The sequence below is a fragment of the Haloarcula quadrata genome (assembly GCF_003634715.1).
Lineage (GTDB): Archaea > Halobacteriota > Halobacteria > Halobacteriales > Haloarculaceae > Haloarcula > Haloarcula marismortui.
Map to the genome: position 1 here is coordinate 214,059 of NZ_RBWW01000002.1, position 21,109 is coordinate 235,167.

The 21,109-nt window shown below is 56.1% G+C and carries 16 protein-coding genes, 1 tRNA gene and 5 pseudogenes; 7 read left to right on the forward strand and 15 right to left on the reverse strand.

Going from position 1 to position 21,109, the window contains the following annotated elements; all coding sequences use genetic code 11:
- Positions 1–5: 5 nt before the first annotated feature.
- The 6 genes and pseudogenes from BDK61_RS18305 to BDK61_RS18335 form a co-directional block, all read right to left on the reverse strand.
- A complete protein-coding gene (locus BDK61_RS18305) occupies positions 6–227 on the reverse strand; it encodes a hypothetical protein (RefSeq protein ID WP_049939210.1) in 222 nt (73 codons plus the stop codon).
- Positions 228–260: 33 nt separating this feature from the next.
- Entirely contained in the window at positions 261–713 is a 453-nt protein-coding gene (locus tag BDK61_RS18310; RefSeq protein ID WP_244209887.1) for a hypothetical protein, read from the reverse strand.
- Between the two features lie 271 nt (positions 714–984).
- Positions 985–1,235 (reverse strand): annotated as a pseudogene (locus BDK61_RS18315) (hypothetical protein).
- Positions 1,232–1,525 (reverse strand): hypothetical protein, encoded by a 294-nt coding sequence (locus tag BDK61_RS18320; RefSeq protein WP_121304056.1) that lies wholly within the window; start codon positions 1,523–1,525, stop codon positions 1,232–1,234. The pseudogene BDK61_RS18315 and the gene BDK61_RS18320 overlap by 4 nt, the downstream one beginning before the upstream one ends.
- 486 nt (positions 1,526–2,011) lie before the next feature.
- Positions 2,012–2,545, reverse strand: coding sequence for a radical SAM family protein (locus BDK61_RS18330; RefSeq protein ID WP_244209889.1), 534 nt, complete (start codon positions 2,543–2,545; stop codon positions 2,012–2,014).
- Between the two features lie 482 nt (positions 2,546–3,027).
- Positions 3,028–3,801: pseudogene (locus tag BDK61_RS18335) on the reverse strand (IS4-like element ISHma1 family transposase); the annotation flags it as partial.
- Between the two features lie 227 nt (positions 3,802–4,028).
- Between BDK61_RS18335 and BDK61_RS18340 the strand changes: the two are divergent.
- Entirely contained in the window at positions 4,029–5,027 is a 999-nt protein-coding gene (locus BDK61_RS18340) for an IS110 family RNA-guided transposase (RefSeq protein ID WP_121303628.1), read from the forward strand.
- A 187-nt stretch (positions 5,028–5,214) separates the two neighbouring features.
- On the opposite strand, the pseudogene BDK61_RS18345 reads toward BDK61_RS18340, so the two are convergent.
- Positions 5,215–5,724: pseudogene (locus tag BDK61_RS18345) on the reverse strand (IS4 family transposase); the annotation flags it as partial.
- Positions 5,725–5,890: 166 nt separating this feature from the next.
- Positions 5,891–5,964: transfer RNA gene (locus BDK61_RS18350), tRNA-Lys, on the reverse strand.
- 534 nt (positions 5,965–6,498) lie between these two features.
- Between BDK61_RS18350 and BDK61_RS18360 the strand changes: the two genes are divergently transcribed.
- Together BDK61_RS18360 and BDK61_RS18365 are read left to right on the forward strand one after the other, a co-directional pair.
- Positions 6,499–8,058, forward strand: coding sequence for an amidase (locus tag BDK61_RS18360; RefSeq protein WP_121304059.1), 1,560 nt, complete (start codon positions 6,499–6,501; stop codon positions 8,056–8,058).
- 284 nt (positions 8,059–8,342) lie between these two features.
- A pseudogene (locus BDK61_RS18365) lies at positions 8,343–8,654 on the forward strand (restriction endonuclease); the annotation flags it as partial.
- A 24-nt stretch (positions 8,655–8,678) separates the two neighbouring features.
- On the opposite strand, the gene BDK61_RS18370 reads toward BDK61_RS18365, so the two are convergent.
- Positions 8,679–9,227: a DUF1643 domain-containing protein gene (locus tag BDK61_RS18370; protein ID WP_121304061.1), complete on the reverse strand. Its 549-nt coding sequence runs from the start codon at positions 9,225–9,227 to the stop codon at positions 8,679–8,681.
- Positions 9,228–9,780: 553 nt separating this feature from the next.
- Between BDK61_RS18370 and BDK61_RS18380 the strand changes: the two genes are divergently transcribed.
- Both BDK61_RS18380 and BDK61_RS18385 read left to right on the forward strand, forming a co-directional pair.
- Complete coding sequence (locus tag BDK61_RS18380; protein ID WP_011222252.1) at positions 9,781–11,055, forward strand: IS4-like element ISHma1 family transposase; 1,275 nt, start codon at positions 9,781–9,783, stop codon at positions 11,053–11,055.
- Between the two features lie 31 nt (positions 11,056–11,086).
- Positions 11,087–11,911, forward strand: coding sequence for a hypothetical protein (locus BDK61_RS18385; RefSeq protein ID WP_121304062.1), 825 nt, complete (start codon positions 11,087–11,089; stop codon positions 11,909–11,911).
- A 253-nt stretch (positions 11,912–12,164) separates the two neighbouring features.
- Here BDK61_RS18385 and BDK61_RS18390 read toward each other — a convergent pair whose 3' ends face one another.
- The 5 genes from BDK61_RS18390 to BDK61_RS18410 form a co-directional block, all read right to left on the reverse strand.
- Entirely contained in the window at positions 12,165–14,471 is a 2,307-nt protein-coding gene (locus BDK61_RS18390; protein ID WP_121304063.1) for a pentapeptide repeat-containing protein, read from the reverse strand.
- A 76-nt stretch (positions 14,472–14,547) separates the two neighbouring features.
- Positions 14,548–15,489 carry a hypothetical protein gene (locus tag BDK61_RS18395; protein ID WP_004966854.1) on the reverse strand — a complete coding sequence of 314 codons (942 nt, stop codon included), beginning with the start codon at positions 15,487–15,489 and terminating at the stop codon, positions 14,548–14,550.
- Between the two features lie 16 nt (positions 15,490–15,505).
- On the reverse strand, positions 15,506–15,985 hold the full coding sequence (locus tag BDK61_RS18400) for a DUF2617 family protein (protein ID WP_121304064.1): 480 nt from the start codon (positions 15,983–15,985) through the stop codon (positions 15,506–15,508).
- Positions 15,985–17,778, reverse strand: coding sequence for a spermidine synthase (locus BDK61_RS18405; protein WP_121304065.1), 1,794 nt, complete (start codon positions 17,776–17,778; stop codon positions 15,985–15,987). The genes BDK61_RS18400 and BDK61_RS18405 overlap by 1 nt, the downstream gene beginning before the upstream one ends.
- A 44-nt stretch (positions 17,779–17,822) precedes the next feature.
- Positions 17,823–18,563 (reverse strand): hypothetical protein, encoded by a 741-nt coding sequence (locus BDK61_RS18410; protein ID WP_121304066.1) that lies wholly within the window; start codon positions 18,561–18,563, stop codon positions 17,823–17,825.
- Positions 18,564–18,882: 319 nt separating this feature from the next.
- On the opposite strand from BDK61_RS18410, the pseudogene BDK61_RS18415 reads away from it, so the two are divergent.
- A pseudogene (locus BDK61_RS18415) lies at positions 18,883–19,026 on the forward strand (IS1595 family transposase); the annotation flags it as partial.
- A gap of 388 nt (positions 19,027–19,414) precedes the next feature.
- Positions 19,415–20,323: a type II CAAX endopeptidase family protein gene (locus tag BDK61_RS18420; RefSeq protein WP_121304067.1), complete on the forward strand. Its 909-nt coding sequence runs from the start codon at positions 19,415–19,417 to the stop codon at positions 20,321–20,323.
- Between the two features lie 123 nt (positions 20,324–20,446).
- Here BDK61_RS18420 and BDK61_RS18425 read toward each other — a convergent pair whose 3' ends face one another.
- Positions 20,447–20,758 (reverse strand): DUF7521 family protein, encoded by a 312-nt coding sequence (locus tag BDK61_RS18425; RefSeq protein WP_121304068.1) that lies wholly within the window; start codon positions 20,756–20,758, stop codon positions 20,447–20,449.
- Between the last annotated feature and the right edge of the window lie 351 nt (positions 20,759–21,109).

The window sequence follows — 21,109 nt, forward strand, 5'->3', positions numbered from 1 at the left end:
GGCTTTTACACCGTCGCCGCCACGTGCTGATACTCAGCTTGGGACGGCGTCGGCTGCAGCGTCAACCCGGCCAGCGCTAACTCTCTGAGCACTTCCAGTGGCACACCCTCAGCATCCCGAAGCACAGCATCGAGCGTCCAGGCATCGTACTGACTCGCGTTCGGTGCAAGCACGTCCACAGACTCAGTCGGCACTTCCTCTTGAATCGCCAGTGCTGCCCGGTGCACTCGCTTCCGTTCTTCCTCTACCGATAATCAGCTCTATGTAGCGTCAGTTTCCCTGCTTATCAGGCGATACACACCGCTCAGTAACAGGATGACCCCCGCGAGCCCAACCACGATACCAAGTGGCTCCACGAAGGCACACATCCTGCATGGGTTTGATCCAGTGCCTATGGTGTATATCGTCCCGCTTTTTTCGACGTAGGTATAGTCCATTGTATCATCTGGATAGTCGAAATCTGGCGGTGACTGATTCACTGTGGCAATCCCATCAGCACGGAGTGCTTGGTCGAACACGTCTTGGCCCGCTGCTGAAAGGTCATTGTAACGAACTACCTCGTCATCGGGAGACACTTGCGATTCATTCGTCTCTGTGGTGTAAGCCTTGTTCGTCGGCTCCGAGGGAGCACCAATGAGTAAGCCAGAGATAATAAGCACTGCTACTGCAAATATAATTAGCGCCCAACCACTGAATCGGTTTTTTGATTTCATTCCCATTTTACAGATTTTCTAAAATATACAAGGAGTGCTTTTTTACTATCCTAGCTTGTCGGCCGAGTAAATAATTCCATCTTCTGTGCAATTTCTTATATCCGTTGTGTCTTCGCTTGCGTTCGTCTGGTTCAATTGTATTCTTTGCACGCTTACTGAACGGGTATTTCTGGTGAGATAGCGAAAAACAAACGCCGGACAGAAGCTAATCGGTTCTCGGCTAACCAACAGTCCGGGTACCGATCAGCTGTTGTTGGTTAACGTCTACTCTCTATACTGTCGCCGCGACGTGCTGGTACTCGGCTTGCGACGGCATCGGCTGGAGCGTCAACCCAGCGAGCGCCAACTCCCTGAGCACTTCCGGTGACACACCCTCACAGTCCCGAACACCGCGTCAAGCGTCCAGGCACCGTACTGACTCGCGCTCGGCGCAAGCACATCGACGGACTCAGTGGCCACCTCGTCACGAATAGCCCGCGCGGCTCGACGAACCCGCCGCCGTTCTTCCACAGTGCAACTCATGCCCCAACACCTCGAATAAGATCGCCGACAAGCGATCCACCGACGTGCGGCCCAGCGTCCCAGCCGCGCTCACCACGCGTGTATTCGCACCACTCTTCGAGCGTCTCGAAGGGCGTCTCCGCCAACACGACCCTCTCAGCGTCACCACCAGCGGCGACAACAGCCACGGCGAACTCGTAGCTGTCCCAGTAATGCGCGGCACCCTCGCCGTCGACGCCAAGGAAGAGCGGTCGGCTCTGGGTGAGTGGCTCGTGTGCGGGGCAGGCAGTACAGGTTACGTATCTATGGATAGGAGGTGCGAAGGCAATAGGACTCCAGAAAAGTTAGAACAGCCACAGTCCAATGTCAGTACGTGACTACCAATGCCCCTCCTCCCCAGTGGACAAATCCAAAATACGTCGCAACTGTCATCGGCGTTCTTGCCACTGGTGCTCTCGTGTTCTACAGTTCACTAACTCAGTCTGGCCCGACTGTCGATGAAATCATATTCGGAGTGCTCGCTATCAGTATCCCTGTTACCATCGCTTACGAACTTGCTCGTCGGTTCGGATGATAGGTATACTTCCTGAACGGTTGGTCCAGGGGATCGAGGAGAGAAACAAATGACGGTTAGAAATCCGAGTGGGTAGCTAACCAACAGCTTTGGGTTCTGCCGGGGCCTTATTGGTTAGCGCTTTTCACGACACCGTGTCCTGCCACGTACTAATACTCAGCTTGTGCCGGCAAGGGCCGTAACGTCGACCTGCCGGACCCTGACGCGGTGCCTGATAGACACGTCAGATAAGATGGTCTATGGACTCCCCGTCCCGGGCTAACTCGGACTGCTCAGGCGAGGCGTCCGTAGCACGTGTGGAGAACGACTCCGGTGAGACGGCCTGTTGTATTGCCGTGAGCTTCGACCGAAGTTGGCCGCTCGTCGAGCGCACCAACTCATCGTCTGGCCAAGAGTGGACGTCGAGCCCGTCGAAGCGCGTTGCGACCTGCTGGACTGTATTCAACTGTTCGAGGGCGTACTCAACCCAGTACTGATGACTGTCCTGCACCTGCTGGAGTTCCTCGACAACGTCGTCGTAGCCGGCTTGCTCGGCGGCAGTGAGACACTGCTGGAAATTCGCGCCACGGGGATTGATTGGTTCGTGGAGGACCACAACCTCACCAAGCGCTCTGAAGTAGCTGAGTAGCTCGTGAAAGTCGTCTTCGCCCATCGGCGAGTATGTGGTCGACATCGAGACGAACACCGACACACCGGCCTGTTGGAGTTTGTCTAAGGCCTGCCAGCGCGTTATCGGTGGCGGGGCGTTCGGTTCCATCGCTCTGACGAGTGTCGCATCAAAGGAGGGAATCGACGGGCCGACGGTCTCAACAAGATCGAGCCGTTTTTACGGCAGTTCCACACTGACGCACTGGATGCGTGGGCACTAGAGAAGATGCCGTCGGTATACCGAGCGGACGTTCTGAACGAACACGAGTCACTACAGGCGTCTCTGAACGGAGTGTGGGGGTGGGTATGCTATATAGCAGTTCAATGGTGAATGCGGCTATGATGAGGAGCTACCATCGCTCGCCTGGTGCCCTGGTCTGGAGACGATCTCTTTGCACGCCTCACACAGTCGACCATATGTGTCGGTACAACTCCCCTCAAGAATGGGGACTTCCGTATCGCAGTTTGTACACTGGGTCATTTGTTGAGAGCCGGCTAGTGAAGTATGAATAATATGCCTGTATTCGGCTTGTGTCTTGCGATTGTGCTGGGTTTGACTGCTGATGAACTGTGACAATCATTCGTCTTTAGCTAAGACTCACACCTCGGTTGTGTAGCGGTAGCGAGTGTCTCCTGTAAGATCGGCCGTTGCTGATGAATCTTCTGAGCGTCTTCGATTAGCCGCTCCAACAACGGCGGTGGCGAGTAACCGAGGTACTCGCCGAGTTTGTGGAGGATGAGCTGGGCGTGCGACCGGAAGGTCGCCGCCCAGCGTTCCGGCGGAAACACGATCTCATCGTCGGCCTGCTCGGTGACCAGATCCAACAACTCCCGGCTCACCAGCAGTGACAGCAACGCAGCGTATAGTAGAATTTTCACGACATCAGGGTTGTTCGTGTCGAATTCGTCCAGTTCATACTGCGTCTTCAACTCACGGAACAGAGTTTCTACTTCCCATCGACACCGGTACAGCGTCGCTAGATCTGACGGCAGGAACTCCTCTCTCGGCAGATTCGTTATGTAGAGATGGTAGTCGTCGGCGTCCTCGTTGCGGACGCCGACGACGCGGAACCGCTTCGTATCCAGTGACCGCGTTCCCTCGTACTGCCCTCGCTTGAATTCCGCTTCGACCTCTACGTCGATGTACTTCCGCGAGAGGTCATCGACCACATCGTGGATCTGCTTGCCCTCCAAGGGAATGGCGCGGCCGCGCCATTCCCGTAATTCCGCCGTTATCACCGGATTCGCGTTCTGCTTCAGCCGACTCACGAAGTAGCCATCGTTCTCGTCGATCAACGCGAAACGGCGGTACTTGAAGTACGCTCGATCGAACAGAACTAGCCGTCCTTGTAGCCACGAACCTGTGTTGACTCGATGGAAACGCTGCTACGCCATGAGAGCGTGAATTAAGACATGGGGCGCAAGAGACCGACCGCTATTCCGTGCCTTAGAGCACGTCGTGTTGACTGGTCCGTGTGCGAAAGAAGCCGAGTCATGGGCGTTACAGCCCGGATGCCGCGGGGCGCGGCATCCGGGAAAGCCCGAATAGGTGAATCTCTGCTTCACGCACTGGCGTCCCGGGTGAACAGACAATGTACCTTGGAATTGATGTCCACAAACGGTACGCACAGGTGGCAGTAATGGATGAGGCTGGGGAGATCGTCGAAGAGGTTCGCGTCAAGAACGCGAACCTAGACGACCTCGCCCAGCGGTACGCTGGTGCCGAAGCCGCACTCGAAGCGACCAGCAATTACTACCACATCCACGATACGCTGTCCGAACATTTGGATGTGACTGTCGCTCACCCGAAGGAGCTGAATCAGATTGCTAACTCGGACAAGAAAACCGATCGCGTCGACGCAAAAGAACTCGCGCGGATGGTGCGGCTGAACTCGGTGCCAGAGAGTTATGTTCCGACCGACGAGATCAGGGAAGCCCGCGCACTCGTGCGCGGGCGACAGACCCTAGTCGAAAACCGGACAAAGTACGCCAACAAGATTCACGGACTTCTCTCCGATCACGGCATCACTGAGGACGTGAAGCCGTTGAACAAGGAGGGACGAGAGTTCCTCCGGGAACTCTCGCTCCCGACGCCGTGGGACGCGTTGCTGGAGTCGTATCTCGAACTGATAGAGACGCTCACCGAGGAGATACAGGAACTCGAAGAAACGATCGAGGAGCGCGCTGGGTCTCTGAAGGAGACCCAGCTGCTGATGACCATTCCCGGCGTGAGTTACTATACGGCGTTGACGATTTACGCCGAGTTAGGCAAGATCAGTCGGTTTGACGGTGATAAATCGGTTGTCAGCTACGTGGGATTGAACCCGGTAATCCGCGAGTCAGGAGACTCGCGGATCGAAGGGAGTATTTCGAAACGTGGATCGGGTCGTGTCCGGTGGTTGCTCGTCCAGGCTGCAAACACAGCAGTTCACACCTGTAACGATGAGTACCTGAGCCGCTTCTATGAGCGGTTAGCTAGCCGGAAGAACTCACAGAAGGCAATCGTCGCCTGCGCTCGGAAAATGCTGGTGTCGATCTACCACATGCTAGACCGGGGCGAAGTATACGACCCGCCTGATGTGAGTTCATAGAGGAGGGAACTGAGGGCCGCCGGGCGGGCGGCCCTCAGTGGCCGGTCGGGGCCAGCGTTAGCAACAGCTATCGCCAGACTGCGACCGCACCGCCTGAAGATATCGGCCGCCTGCCGGCTGGGAGAGCCGCAGACTACAGGACGGCGCAAATATTTTGTCGATAACGGTGGTTCGTCTAGGTAGCAGCGTTTCCATAGGTGAACAGCGTGCTGTCGTGCGTTTTCTCGTCCGTTACGTCGATCCGTTCAATTGTCTGGTCGGTGGCGTTGTGGAGCAGGTGGAGCTTCGCTCCAGCCTGCTCCTCGTGACGGGCTTGGAACTCATCAGAGAGGAATTCGTGCAACCGCAACACTGTTCCATCAGCGATCATCACGTCCCTGAATCGGTCGATATCAGCGTCAAAAGCGTCTGGAACAGCGACCTCGTCGAGGCCGCGCTCGACGAGGTCGCGGAGATACTCTGCCAGCGTCGGTGTCAACCGGTGATAGAAGCCGCCAGAAGAGATCGGTTCGTCAGCTGTGGCGTTGTAGCAGCGCCTGAACCCAGCGAGTGTTCGGCTCTCGCCTGCGGCGAAGCCGAACACGAGCGCCCACACGAGGACAGGAATCTGAAGCTTGCCTTCTCGCTCGACCACGCCGAGTTCCTCGGCGTGCTCTTCGAGGAACTCAGAGGGAAAAAGCGTAGTGAGCCGACGCATGATTCTCGTTGAGGAGCGAGGGTTGTGCACAGACTTCTCCTCCTCATTCCTCTCGAAAAATAGCCTCGATAAGCCGTCGCTGTCACGCGGTTCTCATCTTAGCTAAAGACGGATGCTGTGACAATTTGGTGAGCCGAAGCGGTTGTGATCGACGAACGGATGCGAGCGGGCTCGGAGGGATTCGAACCCTCTGTCTCGGGATTAAAAGTCCCACGCCTGTGCCTCATAGGCCCCGAGCCCGGAATATAGTATATGTGCTTGACCGGTATACATCTCACGCTGCCGAAACTGGACTCGATGGGAAATCGGCTTCTGGCATTGTCGTTGCCAACCGTTGACGGCATTGGTGACGGGCTGACAAATTATACGAAGACGGCCGAGTCGGCCGGCGAGTTGGTCACTGATGTTGTCTACGAGTTGTGCGGGCTGACCAACGCGGAAACTGAGAGTGGTGAGGATGTGGTTAAGAGGGTGAACGGTCTGCTGGACTGTGGTTATCTCACACAGAGCAATAACCCATTATATGTTAGTTAGATGACCACACATGGAGATAAGCCGGTCGTTGAAATATGAATTACGGCACGACTCGTGAGAAACATAGGTTTTCTTTTGGGCGTGTATAATCAATATATGTAGTCGAATATAATCAAAATTGCCCGATAACTCGAAAATAATGCCATCGAGGGAAAATATTTAATCATGTGCTCTGAGGAACAGCTGTGGTAATAGTGTCAGATACAATTTCCATCGTCGCAATTGAATCAGGAGAAGTGTATGCCAAGTAGTGACGACCAAACCATCCACCAGCCCTCGCAAGAACGGCTTGTAGAACTTGCTGCTGCTGCGGGGTTGAGTCTAAACGACCAGGAGGTTGAGGACTATCAACAGTTAGTTAACTCGACACTTGAAGCGGCTGAGCGCGTTGCTGAAGCCGACAATCCGCGGTTTGGCGTTCACGATATCAAGTACACTGACCGGTCACCGGGGTATCGACCAGATGCTGACGAAGACCCATACAATGCGTGGATCACGAAATTCACCGTTGAAGGAGCCGAAGACGGCCCACTTTCGGGTATGGAAATAGGACTCAAGGACAATATCGCGCTCGCTGGCTACGAAATGACGTGTGGTTCCTCAGTCCTTGAAGGGTATGTTCCACAGATCGATGCTACTGTGGCGACTCGACTACTGGACGCTGGAGCCACTCTCACAGGAAAGCTCAATATGGAGAGCTTCGCGTGGTCCGGGTCGAGTGATACTAGCGACTTTGGCACCGTTGAAACCCCACACGCTGAGGGGTACCTCACAGGAGGGTCATCCAGTGGCAGTGGGGCCGCACCGGCTGCAGGTGACTGTGATGCTGCTCTTGGTGGCGATCAGGGAGGCTCTATTCGGGTCCCAAGCGCTTGGTCTGGACTTGTCGGGCTTAAACCGACCACAGGTCTTGTGCCGTACACTGGGATCTTCCCGATTGATCGTGGGTACGACCACACTGGACCACAGGCCAAGACTGTCGAGGATGCTGCAGCGATTCTTGAGGCGATTGCTGGTGAAGATCTCCACGATGGGCTCAAAATGGACCCTCGCCAACCCCGTGGTGTTGAGGCAGACGATTACACCGGGGCACTCGATGAAGACCTTGAGGACATTTCCATTGGTGTCCTTGAGGAAGGGTTTGGTTGGGAAAGTTCAGATGAAGAAGTTGATACCGCTGTCCGGGATGCTATTGAGGTTCTTGAGGGACTCGGTGTGGAAACAGAGCCAGTGTCAGTTGAGACACACCGACTCACTGTTCCGATTTGGACCGTTGCAGCAACTCAGGGTGGGATCAGTCTCCTGAAAGACGAAGGCGTTGGGACGAACTACAAGGGTTGGTACTGGGATGATCTACTTGAAGCGTTCAGTAAGTTCCGTGAGGCGCGTGCCCATGAGTTCCCGCCAACGGTCAAGACGTCACTCCTTGCTGACGCTCATCTACAGGATGAGTACAGTATTGAACTATACGCGAAAGCAAAGAACCTTGCACTCGACGCTGAACGGAAATATAATGTCCATCTGGAAGAACACGACGCGCTAGTTCTTCCGACAACTCCAATGCTTCCGTATGAGCGGGATGACAGTCTAAATCGGGTTGAGCGGGTTAGCCGAACGCTTGGTAACTTGGCGAATACGGGTATGTTTGATCTGACGAACCATCCGGCACTAACCGTTCCATGCGCGAAGCCGGATGGACTGCCTGTTGGAATGATGCTCGTTGGTAGCCATCTTGATGAGAGGACCCTATTCAATATTGCCAGCTCGTTCGAAGCTGAAGTTGACTGGGAGGAGCGATAAGTCACGTCAGGCAAAGGACTCAATGGTCCAGTTCGTCTCCGAGTAAAGCTAACCAACATTTCGTGAAATATCGGACCGTTGTTGGTTAGCCATCGACACCTGTCCGACAGCGTCGACTTTTTACCACTGTTTCCCTCGTTTGATTGTTAGTTATTGCCGGAGGGCGGCCTATTGGTTTCCACTAGGTTCTTTAGCTTACCTGCTACCGTCTAGAGTATTAACCTATGAGTCAGGCCACACTCGGGTCCCCCTACCGGAATTCTGACCTCTTTGCGGGCTACTATCTCGACGAACGGGTCGCCGCGCTTATCCGGACGTATGTGCCGGTCGCCGTCGACGAGGCCGGTGGCTTCGCTGACTTCCGTGAAACGGCGACGAAGACGAACTCGCTGGTAGATCGGCTGCGGAAGCTGACGTTGCCCGCCGTCGACGACGTTCGCGATGGCCTGGCGAGTTACATGGAGACGGTCGATCGGGCCGACGAATTGGAGGCGAAGATCGAGCAGACTGACGAACTGATCGATGAGATCGTCTACGAGCTGTATGGGTTGACCGACGAGGAAATCGAGATTGTTGAGGAAGCGGTTGGGGAGTGAACGTATTGCTTGACAACTTCAATCTTAGTTGTCGGCCTTGTCGCGCAGCATGCCTGCATTCCAAGACTCTAATTCAGTATCGGTTGGTTGATAAAGTGGGTGAGATGGATGTCCATCTTTCGTAGTATCTAAAGCATACAAATCTACATCTAGTTTCTTTGCAACTTCCAACCCTCGATTATATAGCGTCCCATTAGCCCCCCATGCCGCCACTACCAGTTCAGCAGTTTCAGACACTTTCTGTAGGTATTCATCGTTCTGATCACTCACTGGATTAGGATGATCCCGAAGATCGTCAGGATTTGTAGCGCATAAATCGAACAAATTGACCACTTCAATTGAACCATATCCCCAATCTTTTGCGAAGCCAATACACCGTCGTAGCGTTGGGTCGTTCTCGTTTTCGTTTGCGGTGCTGGGGTTAAGCATAATGAACGCGACCGTTGGCTTTCTCACATCCCAGACATGCCATAGTCGATGCCGATATTCCCTGCTTTTATCGAACTCGGCCCCACGCCTGTTGTCCTTAGAAACGGTCGGGCGTTCTGATCTGTCAAGTGATTTTTTATTCATGAGTGTAGGTGGCTCTACTACCCTTGTTGCCCCCTCTAGTGAAATATCCTCTGGCTTCTCCGGACCTTATCGGCTTTTGGCCAAACTGGGAATTTTGAGGAACTCACATTTGATGCTCTTCTGGGTCCAATCAAAATTGAATATGCAGAAATAATATATATTTAGAACATAGCTAGCAATCTAGATGCAATTTGATACCAGTTCTGAGATAGGTTATGCGCCTCCCAATGATCCATGGCAATCACATAACCCATCTGAGTACGCTGATAGCTATTTGACTCTCTATTATTCTGAAGACGAGATTAGCAAGTATCCTGTGAGAGAGGTGACAAGGATCAACGATAACAAGAGTGATCCTAACTTGGAGACCATGAGCTATGGGCTTTGTTCTACTTGCACTCGCGGTATTCGATCTGGGTTGGTCAAGAATAGTAGACCCATCTGTCTTTAGCTAAGAGACGAACCACGTGACAGCAGCGGCTTATCGAGGCTACTTTTCGAGAGGAATGAGGAGGAGTCCGCTGTGCACACTGACACCTCCTCGTCGAGAATCATGCGTCGGCTCACTACACTGTTTCCCTCCGAGTTCCTCGAAGAGCACGCCGAGGAACTCGGCGTGGTCGAGCGAGAGGGCAAGCTTCAGATTCCTGTCCTCGTGTGGGCGCTCGTGTTCGGCTTCGCCGCAGGCGAGAGCCGAACACTCGCTGGGTTTAGACGCTGCTACAACGCTACAGCTGACGAACCGATCTCTTCTGGCGGTTTCTATCACCGGTTGACGCCTACTCTTGCAGAGTATCTCCGCGACCTCGTCGAGGCCGCGCTCGACGAGGTCGCTGTCCCTGATGCTGTTGACGCTGATATCGACCGATTCAGGGACGTGATGATCGCTGATGGAACCGTGTTGCGGTTGCACGAGTTCCTCTCTGATGAGTTTCAAGCCCGCCACGAGGAGCAGGCTGGAGCGAAGCTCCACCTGCTCCACAACGCCACCGACCAGACGATTGAACGGATCGATGTGACTGATGAGAAAACGCACGACAGCGCGCTGTTCAAGACGGGATCGTGGCTGCAAGGACGACTGGTTCTGTTTGATCGGGCGTACTTCAAATACCGCCGCTTTGCGTTGATCGACGAGAACGACGGCTACTTTGTGAGTCGGCTGAAGCAGAACGCAAATCCGGTGATAACGGCGGAATTACGGGAATGGCGCGGCCGCGCCATTCCCTTGGAGGGCAAGCAGATCCACGACGTGGTCAATGATCTCTCGCGGAAGTACATCGACGTAGAGGTGGAAGCAGAATTCAAGCGCGGCCAGTACGAGGGAACTCGGTCGCTGGACACGAAGCGGTTTCGCGTCGTCGGCGTCCGCAACGAGGACGCCGACGACTACCACCTGTACATCACGAATCTGCCGAGAGAGGAGTTTCTCCCGGCGGATCTAGCGACGCTGTATCGGTGTCGATGGGAGGTAGAAACGTTGTTCCGTGAGTTGAAAACGCAGTACGAACTGGACGAATTCGACACGAACAACCCTGATGTCGTGAAAATTCTACTATACGCTGCGTTGCTGTCACTGCTGGTGAGCCGAGAGTTGTTGGATCTGGTCACCGAGCAGGCCGACGATGAGATCGTGTTTCCGCCGGAACGCTGGGCGGCGACCTTCCGGTCGCACGCCCAGCTCATCCTCCACGAACTCGGTGAGTACCTCGGCTACTCGCCACCGCCGTTGCTGGAGCGGCTGATCGAGGATGCTCAGAAGATCCACCAACAACGACCGATCTTACAAGAGACGCTCGCTACCGCTACACAACCGAGGTGTGAGTCTTAGCTAAAGACGAATGGGCTGGAGGCTTTCCAGTATGTTGCCGACAGCCGAACCACCGTTTGACCCGATCTTCGTTGATGAACCGCTGCTTACCTCAAACTACAAAGAGACGATCATCAGCAAAGTCGGCTTGCCATTCTACGCCGACGTTGAGCGCCCCGATGAAGCGCCCGCTGACGAGCGCGAGCGAACCATCGACCTTGCGGAGCGAATCCTGCGCGCCGGCGGCGTCCGAACCGGCTTCGGACACCACGAGGAAGTCCGAACCTCAATGGAGTCGTGGGCTCCCGATGCCGACGAGGAATGCGACGCTGACCCCGGCTACTGGCGGTCGTCAGTTCTCTTGATGGCTCCCCAAGAGATGAACTTCGGACAGCTGGACGGCGAACCCGAGCAGAAGCACAAGAAGGCCAAGACCGTGCTTGCGTGGGCCGCCGACTGTATCGACAGCGACGTCCTTCAGGAGATCGAGCGGTCCCAAGCCGAGGACATCAAGCAAGCGTGGCGCGACGCCGCAGAAGCCGAACTGACCCAGCGCGAAATCGAGCAGTTCGCCGAGGACCCGCCAGACAAACTCGATGGCTGGCAGAGACTTGACGCCAACCACGACGCTGTTGAGGTTGCCTACGTCGCTGACAACCACGGGACGCCGTCGGTCGCGGCCGTCTTTGAGGGTGCTGACAGCGAGTTGGAGGCGCTTGAGTTCACGCTGGCGGCGTGGCAAGAGAACGACGCCAATCCTCGTCAGGCAAGGCCAAATCGGTACTGTGTCACGACTGACGGTGACGGGGCCTACGCCCAACTCCGGTCGCATCTGCTGACCTTCGAGGTTGAGCCGATGGAGGCACTCGAAGTGTAGGGCTATTCCTGCGCTGAGCATGGTCACATCCCAGGTTCACCACACCGTGTTTCGAGTGTAAATACTACTGTAGTCTGGTGGTTTTTCACCGGAAGCGGTGGTGTGTATGCACGCGTGAGCAGTAGTGGTTTGATGATGGCAGTGCTGGATCAAATATGTTGTTTAGTGTCAATTAACGGATTGTACCTTGGCGGGGTCGGTTTTCGGTAGCTTCAGTGCTCGGTGGACGCGTTCAACTACCTTTCTGGCGTGGCTAACTCCCACCAAGCACCCGCTTGAACAGGGTAAACGTGAGCAGCGTGAACAGGAGTCCATTGAGCATCCCCTGACTCGCCGCGAGGAGCTTCGCTCCCCACCCGATAGGACCGATTCCGCCGTAGCCGATGGTAGAAAAGGAAATGTATGAGTAGTAGATGCCGTTTCCTATTACTGCCAGCTGGTCCTCGGCATTCCAGACAACGCCTGCCCCAGTCTCCAAGGGGCCTCCGAGGACATACAAAATGCCGTATACGAGTGGAAGAAGAAACGTAAGCGCAGCAATCCGCGGGAGTCGATTCCCGTAGCCACAAGTAAACTGCATCACACGGTTCAGGACGACACTAGCCCCCTTCTTTGCCTTCGTCGTTGCGTCCAGCGAGTATTCGTCTCTGATGAGACTGAGATTTTTTCGCCGGTTGTAGTGGAACCGCTTGTATTCGAACTCGCGACTCGCGGGCGTATCGCCGACGTCGTTGGCACTCGTCATTGCTTTCCGGTAGGTCTCTTCAATCACGTCGGGAGTCATTTCCACGCTGAAATCGCCAGTCGCGTTGTTCCCGCTGAACTCGTGTAGAACCCAGTCGTTCCGCTCTAAGTACGAGTGGTGATCCGAGAAGTCGAAATGGTCGAAGTCAGTACGGCAGAACCGAAACTGATCAAGCAGTTCACCGGACCCGTTCTCGCTTCCCAACTGGACGTTTCCGACTGTGGCCTCGGTGAAGTCGAATGGAATATTGGAATCGCCGGGTTCGACGATTTGGCCGCCACTAATACTCGCGCTGACGAAATTCATATAGATATCATCGTCAAGCGCGTGGAGACGGATATGCACCTCACCAGTAACGGTCGCGCCGGTGAAATCAACCTCGACCGCGAACCTAGTATCCCATAGAGACAGGTTCGTGAACGTAGCCTCCCGAAACGTAGCGTTGGTCTCGAAGACCGCCTCCTCGAATGTAGCGTTATCTTCGAGCGATTTTGCTTCCCCCTCGAAGAGCGCACCCACGAAGCTGGCTTCGGACTTGAACGTCGCTCTCTTGAAGCTCACGTCCTCGTGAAACCGCACTTCATCGAAGGTCGCAGGCCCACCAAAGGTCGCGTTCACGAAATCCGCGTCGCCGTAAAACTCCGTTTCGAAGGCACTAACAGAGCCCTCGAAGGTGGCGTCGTGGGCATGTACAGGATCGCTGAACACCGCCCGGTCGAGACAGAGGTCGCCGAGCACGTGCATATCATGGCAGTCGACCCGGGCTTCGAACTCCGCACGGTCGAGGTTGAGCCGCCCATCGAACGTGGTTTCGCTGAAATCAGCGTACCGGAACCGGGCTAGCTTGAAATCAGCATCCCCACGGAAATGCGCATTGTCGAATGCGATATCATCTTCAACGGTACGGGCGCCGCCATTGAACTCGGTTCCCCGGAAGTTGGCACGTCCATCGACAGTAACGTCGGTAAACGTAGCGTCTTCGTTGAACGTGGCCTCATTGAACGTTGCTGACCGGCGGAACTCTGTAGTCGCGAATGTGGTGTCATCGCCGAATATCGCGTGGGTAAACGTCGCATCATCGTCGAATTGCGTGTCGGCAAACGTCGCACACTCAACCGCTGCGCGATTGAACAATGCGGCTGACTCGAAGTGAGCGCCAGCAAAGGAGATATGATCGTCTAACTCGTGGCTGGAGCCACGTGCGGTGATGTTCCGAAATGAGGTCTCCCCGGTAAATGATGCGTCTCGGAAGCTCGTATCCTCGTCGAAGATCGCTTCATCGCAGTCGACACGACCGTGAAAGTGTGCCTGAGAAAAGCGGACATCTTCGTGGAACGTCGTCTCATTCGCCGAGAATTCGTCGGTGACCGTGACTGCTGTCGCCTCAAGAATACCCGATAGGATGGCATCGTCGAGCTTGAGACTGCCAATGGTCGCCTCCCGGAGATTGATTCCTTGCGCAATGTGGCCGTGGGTGATGTCTAGTGCCGCAATATCGGCATGTTGGAAGTTGAGCAGATGGTTTGTCGCCCCGTCGATTTGCTGATATGTGAGCGACATTGTGGGAAGGTCGGCCCCGACGTACTCGTTACTTCGCGGGTCTTGAGAGGTGAGGTTCTCACGGAGTGTCTGCACGATATCGTCGTCGGTCACATCGAGTGACCGGCGCTCGGCACGCGACATATGGAAGATGCAGTTGTCGCTCTCTGCGTGAGACTCGTGTGGGCACTCCCATGTTGTCTCGATATACGCGTCTGTCTCGTTTGACGGGTCAAAGCGATACGAACATGTCTCGGCGTCGGGGACTGAGCTCATACGTCGCTAGGGGAGAGTGAACTGGGCATTGGGGTAGCTATTTAGTAGCGTGATTGTTTATTTGGAGCATAGTCGTTCAAAAAATCTCACGCCGTTCCTCCGGAGTGAGCGATGTATCCGGGGCGGAGTGTGCGCAGTGTTCGCACTCGTAGCTGCCGCCCCCTTCTTCGTACGTAATGATTGGCGTCCCCAGTATGAAGAACGCCTCCTTTTGTTGGCGTTCGATGATCGCATCAGCGGCTTCACCACACCCTCGACACCAGTCCTCATCCTCGGCAACCGACTGATAAGTCACCTTCGCGCGGCCGAACGTGACCGCGCTGTACGCTTCGTCTTCGGTCGTCTCAATGAGATCGTCGGCCGGAAACGGCTGCACGTCGATCGTATTGTCGAATCCGGTTTCGACGGCCGTGTCGACATCGATGTAGGGACCCAGGTCGACTCGATTGTCCCGACCGACAATATGGACCTCGACAGAGGCATCGCCGCGAACAATGAGTTCGTTGTTCGTCCCAATGAGATAGCAGCTGACACTGCCTGTCGCGCCTGTCACGTTAACGGTAGACTGACAGCCTGAGAGAACGACCCCAGTGTTGGGATCCGTTACCTCTCGCTGTTGTTGCCAGCCACTTACCGTGACGTCGTAGGTTGCGGGGTCACGGGACGGCGCATCGCTTGTGCCGGCGTCAAAGACCTGTTCGGGGCCACGCGCCGAGAGTGCCCCATCGACAGCGCCGTGGGCGATGAACACGTCTTCGGCTGTGCCAACCGCGAGGTCACCATGGACGCCATCCGGTTCCGTGTAGCCATCCTCCAGCGTACCGGTGATATCAGTCACCGGGTCAGCCACGTCAGCAGCCGGTGTGATTGGCACACCGGTGAAGACGTACTCGACGTTTCGCAAGTCGAGATCGCCGTCAATCGAGTCGGGCTGTACATACATGTCTTCCAGTCCGGACATCCGAACCGGTGTCTCTATGCCGCCGTTGAGAGTCACGTCGCCTGTGTACTCGCTCATGGTGTGAATCGGTCCGTTAGATGGTGGTCGTGGCCCAGTACTGCGTGATGCTTGTGGTGGTAACCACCAGCAAGTCGTGCTCTGGGTAAGTGTGGTACGTCTCGAACGTCCTGTCGTCGGTCGTGATCGCCGTATAGGCACGTGGCCCGAACTCGTAGCAAAGGTCGTAGTCCGCTTCCGGGTCAAATTCCGATAGTGGGAGAGTCATTGCCATGCTAGACACACCGTGTGGACTCGCAAGTGAGTCCGTACAGCCCTGTTCGAGCGGAATTACCTCGGCATCCTGTTCGGAGATGGGTTTGCACGAGCAAATTTCATGGAACCCGAGCGAGTCGGCAGTAACGGCGTGTGAGTTGCCGATGACGCGGAAGGTAGCTGTCTCCCCACAGAAGGGGAGCGTCTGTGCTTGTTTTACATCCATCGCGTTGAACGACGGCGGCACATCAGGATGTGCCAGATAGAGCTCAGTCGTGGTCTGGTGTGTTGTGTCGCCCATTATTTAATGAGGATATCGTAGTTTGGATGGAACACGCTATTCGGCCGGACACCGGCGTATCTCGGCGTGTCTACCCACTCGACCGCTTGGTAGCGGTGCTGATAGCGGTTCATGTATGCTGTGCCGTTATGTGGCGAAAGCGAATCGCGCGGTGCCGGTGCGAGCAGTGTGAACCGCTCGACGCGCTCTGTCTCGCCATCTGCGTCAATATCTTCCCATGCGAAATACGGTGCTGCACTCGTCAGGCCGGCTTTGTGAACCGTGTTGTAGTACGCAGTTCTGTGCTGGGCGTAGCTGTACCGTGAATACGTCCACGTCGCGATCACGCCGTCTGCTGTAAGATGCTGGCGCAGCTGACTGTAAAACTCCACAGAGTATAGCGGGAGCTGGTCGTCGTCGGTCGCCCCAGGGATGTCCAGCAAGATTACGTCATAGCGCTGCTCGGACTGCTCAAGGTACTGGAACGCGTCTTGCACGCGCGTCGATTTGTTTTCGTATCGGTAGGCTCCGTCGTGGTACTGCGCAAGGAACGGATCGGTCTTCGCCCGCTGCATGAACTCGCCGTCGATATCGACGTGGTCGACACTAACCCCGTGGCGTTGCAGTCGGTCCATCGCCGCCCAATCGCCCCCACCGATGAGGAGAACCTTCGTGTCAGTACTATTTTCGAACATCGACAGCGGGACGTCGACGAGCCCTTGATGATAGCTGTCTGCCCACGACTCACAGAGTTGGACAGCGGAATCCAATCTGAGACAGTGTTCCGTGGTGGCACCGAAGTACGGGTTGTCGCCGCTGCCGGTCCACGTTCGGTTGTACTCCGTGACGCGTTGGTACCTCGTCGTCCGCGTGTCTGTGACAGCAACGTCCATCGCCCCCGGAGCGTACTCCAACTCAAATTCTCGTTCGAAGTAGTACTCAGAGACGTCCTCGCCGACCGGGCCCGCGTTGACAGCCGCGGCACCCGTGCTTGCTGTGACGAGCAGGCAGACTGCGAACAGCGCCTTCCCCGTTGATCCTACTGGCTGTGGGAGTCGGCTTCGAAGCGTTGGTCTGTGTGTGTTCGCCGTCGTGCTCGCGAAGATTAGCGCAGCGACGCCGTTCAGGAACGCAAGGACGAACACCGACGGTATGAGTCCAACTGCCGGATAGAGGAAGAACACGTAGACAAGTGAGCCGACTAACCCGCCAAGGTAGTCAAAGCCCAATACTGCTGCATAGGCACTTGTTTCATCGGCTGGGTCGCTCGGCTTGCCCTCTCGCCGCTTGATGCTAAAAGCGGCGCCCAACACCACTCCAAAGGCCCGATTCAGATGGCTGGTGAGTCGCCGGACCCCGCGGGCGATACTGGAGGGGGGCCGCGCCGTATCCCGAACCGATTCCGATAGTGTGGTCAACAGCGGCAACTCGAACCCTGAGAGGAACCCGATTGTGACAATCGGGAGCCGGGCAATCGCGCCGACTAGTGGCGCGTATGCAGCGGGGTATCTGAGCGTTCCGAGCAGGATAACGAGGAGGAACCCAAGCGGTGCAACGACGGCGAGGTACGTTTCGACACGGAAGAAGTTCGACTCGGGGTCTGTCTCCAATCGGCCTGAGAGGAACGATCCTAGCCCCAGCGACGAAAAGAACAATCCGATGGTGAGGCCGTACTGAGTGACGCTCCCGCCGAAGACAACTGTGTAGAGCTCGGCAAAGACGAGTTCGTACGCAAAGCTACACAGCGCAACGATAAACGTGAGCGCGTGCAGCAGCGGGACGCTGTGGCGCGGATGGTGCGGTCGTGGTGTCATTGGGGGGACTCAGGGCAACGAACGGCGGACGGGCGAGCTGCGGGTCAAATTCGGGGTGAGACCTTCCACTTCTGGGCTATGCTGTAGGTATCATTGTCGTCCTTGACGAGGACATCGACGGCCTCCCAGCCGAGATTAGTGCCGTCGGCTGCGGTAGTGTGTGTGCCGACTCGGTACCAGCCTGCGTTCGTGACGTCGATACTAACTGTATCGTCGGGATTTTGCCACATCTCATCCCACGAAACCGGCCCTGGCGAAGGCAGCTCCTCGTCGGTGTCGCTTACTGGGCCGGTACGGGCAATGCCCACCTCGGAGATTTCGGTTTCGGCCCGGCGCACCTCGTCATCGTGGTCATCGTACCACGCCCCAACGTAGGCGCCACCGTGGTACTTGGCACGGCCTCGTCCAGTACGAGGCGCATCAGAATAGGAGGAGCCTCGGCCACGACCAACAGCACCGCGGCCACCGCCACCACCGCCTTTCTGTGCTTGGGCCGTTCCAACGGGACTCAGCGAGCCGATGACCGACAGTCCACTCGGTGAATCCTTGGCATTGCTGTCGAGTGACTGCGCGTTCTGTCCATTGATTGGGACGCCGTCTCGTCTGGTGGCTACCCACGGGTCGTCAACGAGCTCAGCCAGCAGTTGGGCGCTATCGATTGTAACTGTGCTGAGGACTCGGGACCGGCGTGGTGGCGGGCTCTCTGAGCTACTACAGCCAGAGAGTCCGACCAGACCGGCTGTCGGAAGGAGGGCTGCGCCATGGAGGAATCTACGTCGGTCCACAGCAGGCCTTTGTGGGTGTATGTAAAATGTTTTTTGTTCAAAAGCGTGTTTCCCGCAAGGATACTCTTCCACGCATGAAACTAGTGAATAGAGACGAATCCCCGAGCCGTCGGCTCTCGTGGCGAAACTGTGAGACGACGTGGCGTCGCGGGACGCAGTACTTTCACGGACTCATCCGACCTAGGAGCAACAAATCTATCGCAGGAATCGCAAGCATGGTAGACATCAAATAAGAGAAACTCGAACGATTCGTCCGAGAGAGTGCTGGGAGTACGAAAACGTTGCGCAGCACCTTCGACAGACAGCGCCCGAGGCGGCTCTGTGCGACGCGTGGCTCTCGCCGCACCGAGGCGTCTCAAAAGATTAGTTCACGCCATATCTCAAAGCTTTCCGACTTCGCCGCCGAATCTTACGTAAACCTAGTCGAGAAGCTCTCAAAGAAATTGTCCGAACCGCTCTCTGACTCACCAGCAACGTGGTTCACATGAGTGTAGAGATTAAGTACAGCGAACGGTCATCAGTGACTCCGTGCTAATTCGGATGAATCGGTCCGTTAGTAGAACGGCTCACTGAGAGAAGTGGGTCTCAAGCTATACCGACCGCCAAGAGTAATTGTGGGAATTGATTTCTGCCGTCCTGCGATTTCGCTCACAATCTATCCGGACCCTAAGTATATACTACCAGTTGTTATTAGAGCAGATTTGGATTCTGTACCGTCAAAGCGTTCCTGGGAGCAGATATCCCGATTCGGCAATGTTCAACTGACGGGTAGTATAAGAGTGGACGGTAACTTCAGCGAATGAAGCCGGCCGGCGTCCCTGATAGGTATTCCAGCCGTTTCTCCGAGCGTGATGGAATCGAACCGCTCGCTGCTCGCACGACTCATCAACGAACATCCGGTTGTGGTGTTCTCCGCACTGGCAATCGGACTCTCTTGGACGGTGTGGATTGCGACGTTTTCGATAACTACCGCACGGTCGGGACTGGGGATGTTGGGAATAGTCCTCGGAGCCTTCGGCCCTGGCGCCGCGGGAGCGGTCGTGACGCGTCTCCGTGGTGAATCAGTCCGCGCTTGGCTCGCGACGATTTTCGATTGGCGACGACCACTCCGCTGGTACGGACTCGCAATCGCCGTCCCGGTGGTCGGAGCCCTCGGAGTCGCTGTCGTCGTCTTCTCACTCGTGGGGCTTCCCGACAGCAGTTCCCTTGGGCAACTGGCCCCGCTCTTCCTGTTTAATCTGGTGCTGGCGACACTGTTCACCGGTGGAAACGAGGAGTTCGGGTGGCGGGGATTCGCACTCCCACATCTCCAGAGGCGGTTCAGTGCGCTCACCGCGAGTGTTCTCGTCAGTGGCGTCTGGGCACTCTGGCACGTCCCGATGTTCGTCTACGACGTGTACCCCCACTCACCGGTTCTGTACACTGCCAGCGTGGTTTGTTTTGCGGTCATCCTCACGTGGTACTACAACGCGTCGGACGGATCTGTTCTCGGTGCCGTACTGTTTCACGGGACGCTCAACGCCGCGGTGAACGTCCCCGGGCAGGCTGTCGGCGGCGCGGCAGCAGTGCCGGTCCCATACGCGGCGATTCTGACCGGCACGTTCGGGGTCCTCGCTACCTTGTTTGTCGTCCGCTACGGTCCTGAAACGCTTTCACACAACGAAGCCGTCCAGCCGCGCTGGACGGGTTCCCGGTCGACTGACGGAGCCGTGTCCGGTAATCCCTCCAGCGATGGACACGGAACTGAACCGTCCGACTGATACGGACTTTTGTAACGAATTACCGGTCGTCCTGACCCCATCTCCGGCGATGACCGGCAATTGACTACAAAAATTTGCGTGACGCCCTGACCCAATCGTCAAGTTCAATGTTCGACAGGCGGTTCAGTCCCGCCGCGGGGTCCACAAGCCGTAGAGAATCAGTCCCAGGCCGGCAAACTCAGGAATCTGAAGGAGGCTATTGAGTAGCGGGGTGGGGAGTTCCAGAATGTGAACGAATATCAGGGCCAGCGGAGCCTGCACGAACAACACCAGTATGAATCCGATCGCTATATACAACATCGGGCGGCTCCGGTTTTGCCGGTACGCCGTGTAGGCAAGGTAACTGATTGCCAGTCCGAGAATCATCGGAACTATCTCGCTGACCTGGCGGACTGTTCGTAACGTTTCGAGATCGAGTTGGAGTATGGCGAGCATATCAGCTACCCTCTACGAACTGTGTGAAGCGGTCGACCATCCGGTCCCGACGCGAGACCGTGATGTCGAAGCCGTCTTCGCTGAGATCGAGTTCGATGCCATCGAGTTCTGTCCGATAGAGTTTGTAATTCTTCCCATCGGTGACTGGCTGGATATCTTCGGTGACAAGATCGTACTCTCGGAGCCGTTCGAGTCGGCGGTAGACTGTCGGCTCCGAGACCCCGGCGCAGTCGCTGAGCTCTGCCGCCGAGCGAGGCTTCTTTTTCGCCTCGACGAGAATCGTGCGCGCACACTCGTCACCGAGCAGGTCTGCGAGTGCTTCAGGATCTCACACGTCGGACACTGTGAGCG

Bases quoted from the DNA above. Each gene is read 5' to 3' on its own strand.
- BDK61_RS18310 (WP_244209887.1), bottom strand. From the start codon at position 713: ATGAAATCAAAAAACCGATTCAGTGGTTGGGCGCTAATTATATTTGCA.
- BDK61_RS18330 (WP_244209889.1), bottom strand. From the start codon at position 2,545: ATGGAACCGAACGCCCCGCCACCGATAACGCGCTGGCAGGCCTTAGAC.
- BDK61_RS18340 (WP_121303628.1), top strand. From the start codon at position 4,029: ATGTACCTTGGAATTGATGTCCACAAACGGTACGCACAGGTGGCAGTA.
- BDK61_RS18360 (WP_121304059.1), top strand. From the start codon at position 6,499: ATGCCAAGTAGTGACGACCAAACCATCCACCAGCCCTCGCAAGAACGG.
- BDK61_RS18370 (WP_121304061.1), bottom strand. From the start codon at position 9,227: ATGAATAAAAAATCACTTGACAGATCAGAACGCCCGACCGTTTCTAAG.
- BDK61_RS18380 (WP_011222252.1), top strand. From the start codon at position 9,781: ATGCGTCGGCTCACTACACTGTTTCCCTCCGAGTTCCTCGAAGAGCAC.
- BDK61_RS18385 (WP_121304062.1), top strand. From the start codon at position 11,087: ATGTTGCCGACAGCCGAACCACCGTTTGACCCGATCTTCGTTGATGAA.
- BDK61_RS18390 (WP_121304063.1), bottom strand. From the start codon at position 14,471: ATGAGCTCAGTCCCCGACGCCGAGACATGTTCGTATCGCTTTGACCCG.
- BDK61_RS18395 (WP_004966854.1), bottom strand. From the start codon at position 15,489: ATGAGCGAGTACACAGGCGACGTGACTCTCAACGGCGGCATAGAGACA.
- BDK61_RS18400 (WP_121304064.1), bottom strand. From the start codon at position 15,985: ATGGGCGACACAACACACCAGACCACGACTGAGCTCTATCTGGCACAT.
- BDK61_RS18405 (WP_121304065.1), bottom strand. From the start codon at position 17,778: ATGACACCACGACCGCACCATCCGCGCCACAGCGTCCCGCTGCTGCAC.
- BDK61_RS18420 (WP_121304067.1), top strand. From the start codon at position 19,415: ATGGAATCGAACCGCTCGCTGCTCGCACGACTCATCAACGAACATCCG.
- BDK61_RS18425 (WP_121304068.1), bottom strand. From the start codon at position 20,758: ATGCTCGCCATACTCCAACTCGATCTCGAAACGTTACGAACAGTCCGC.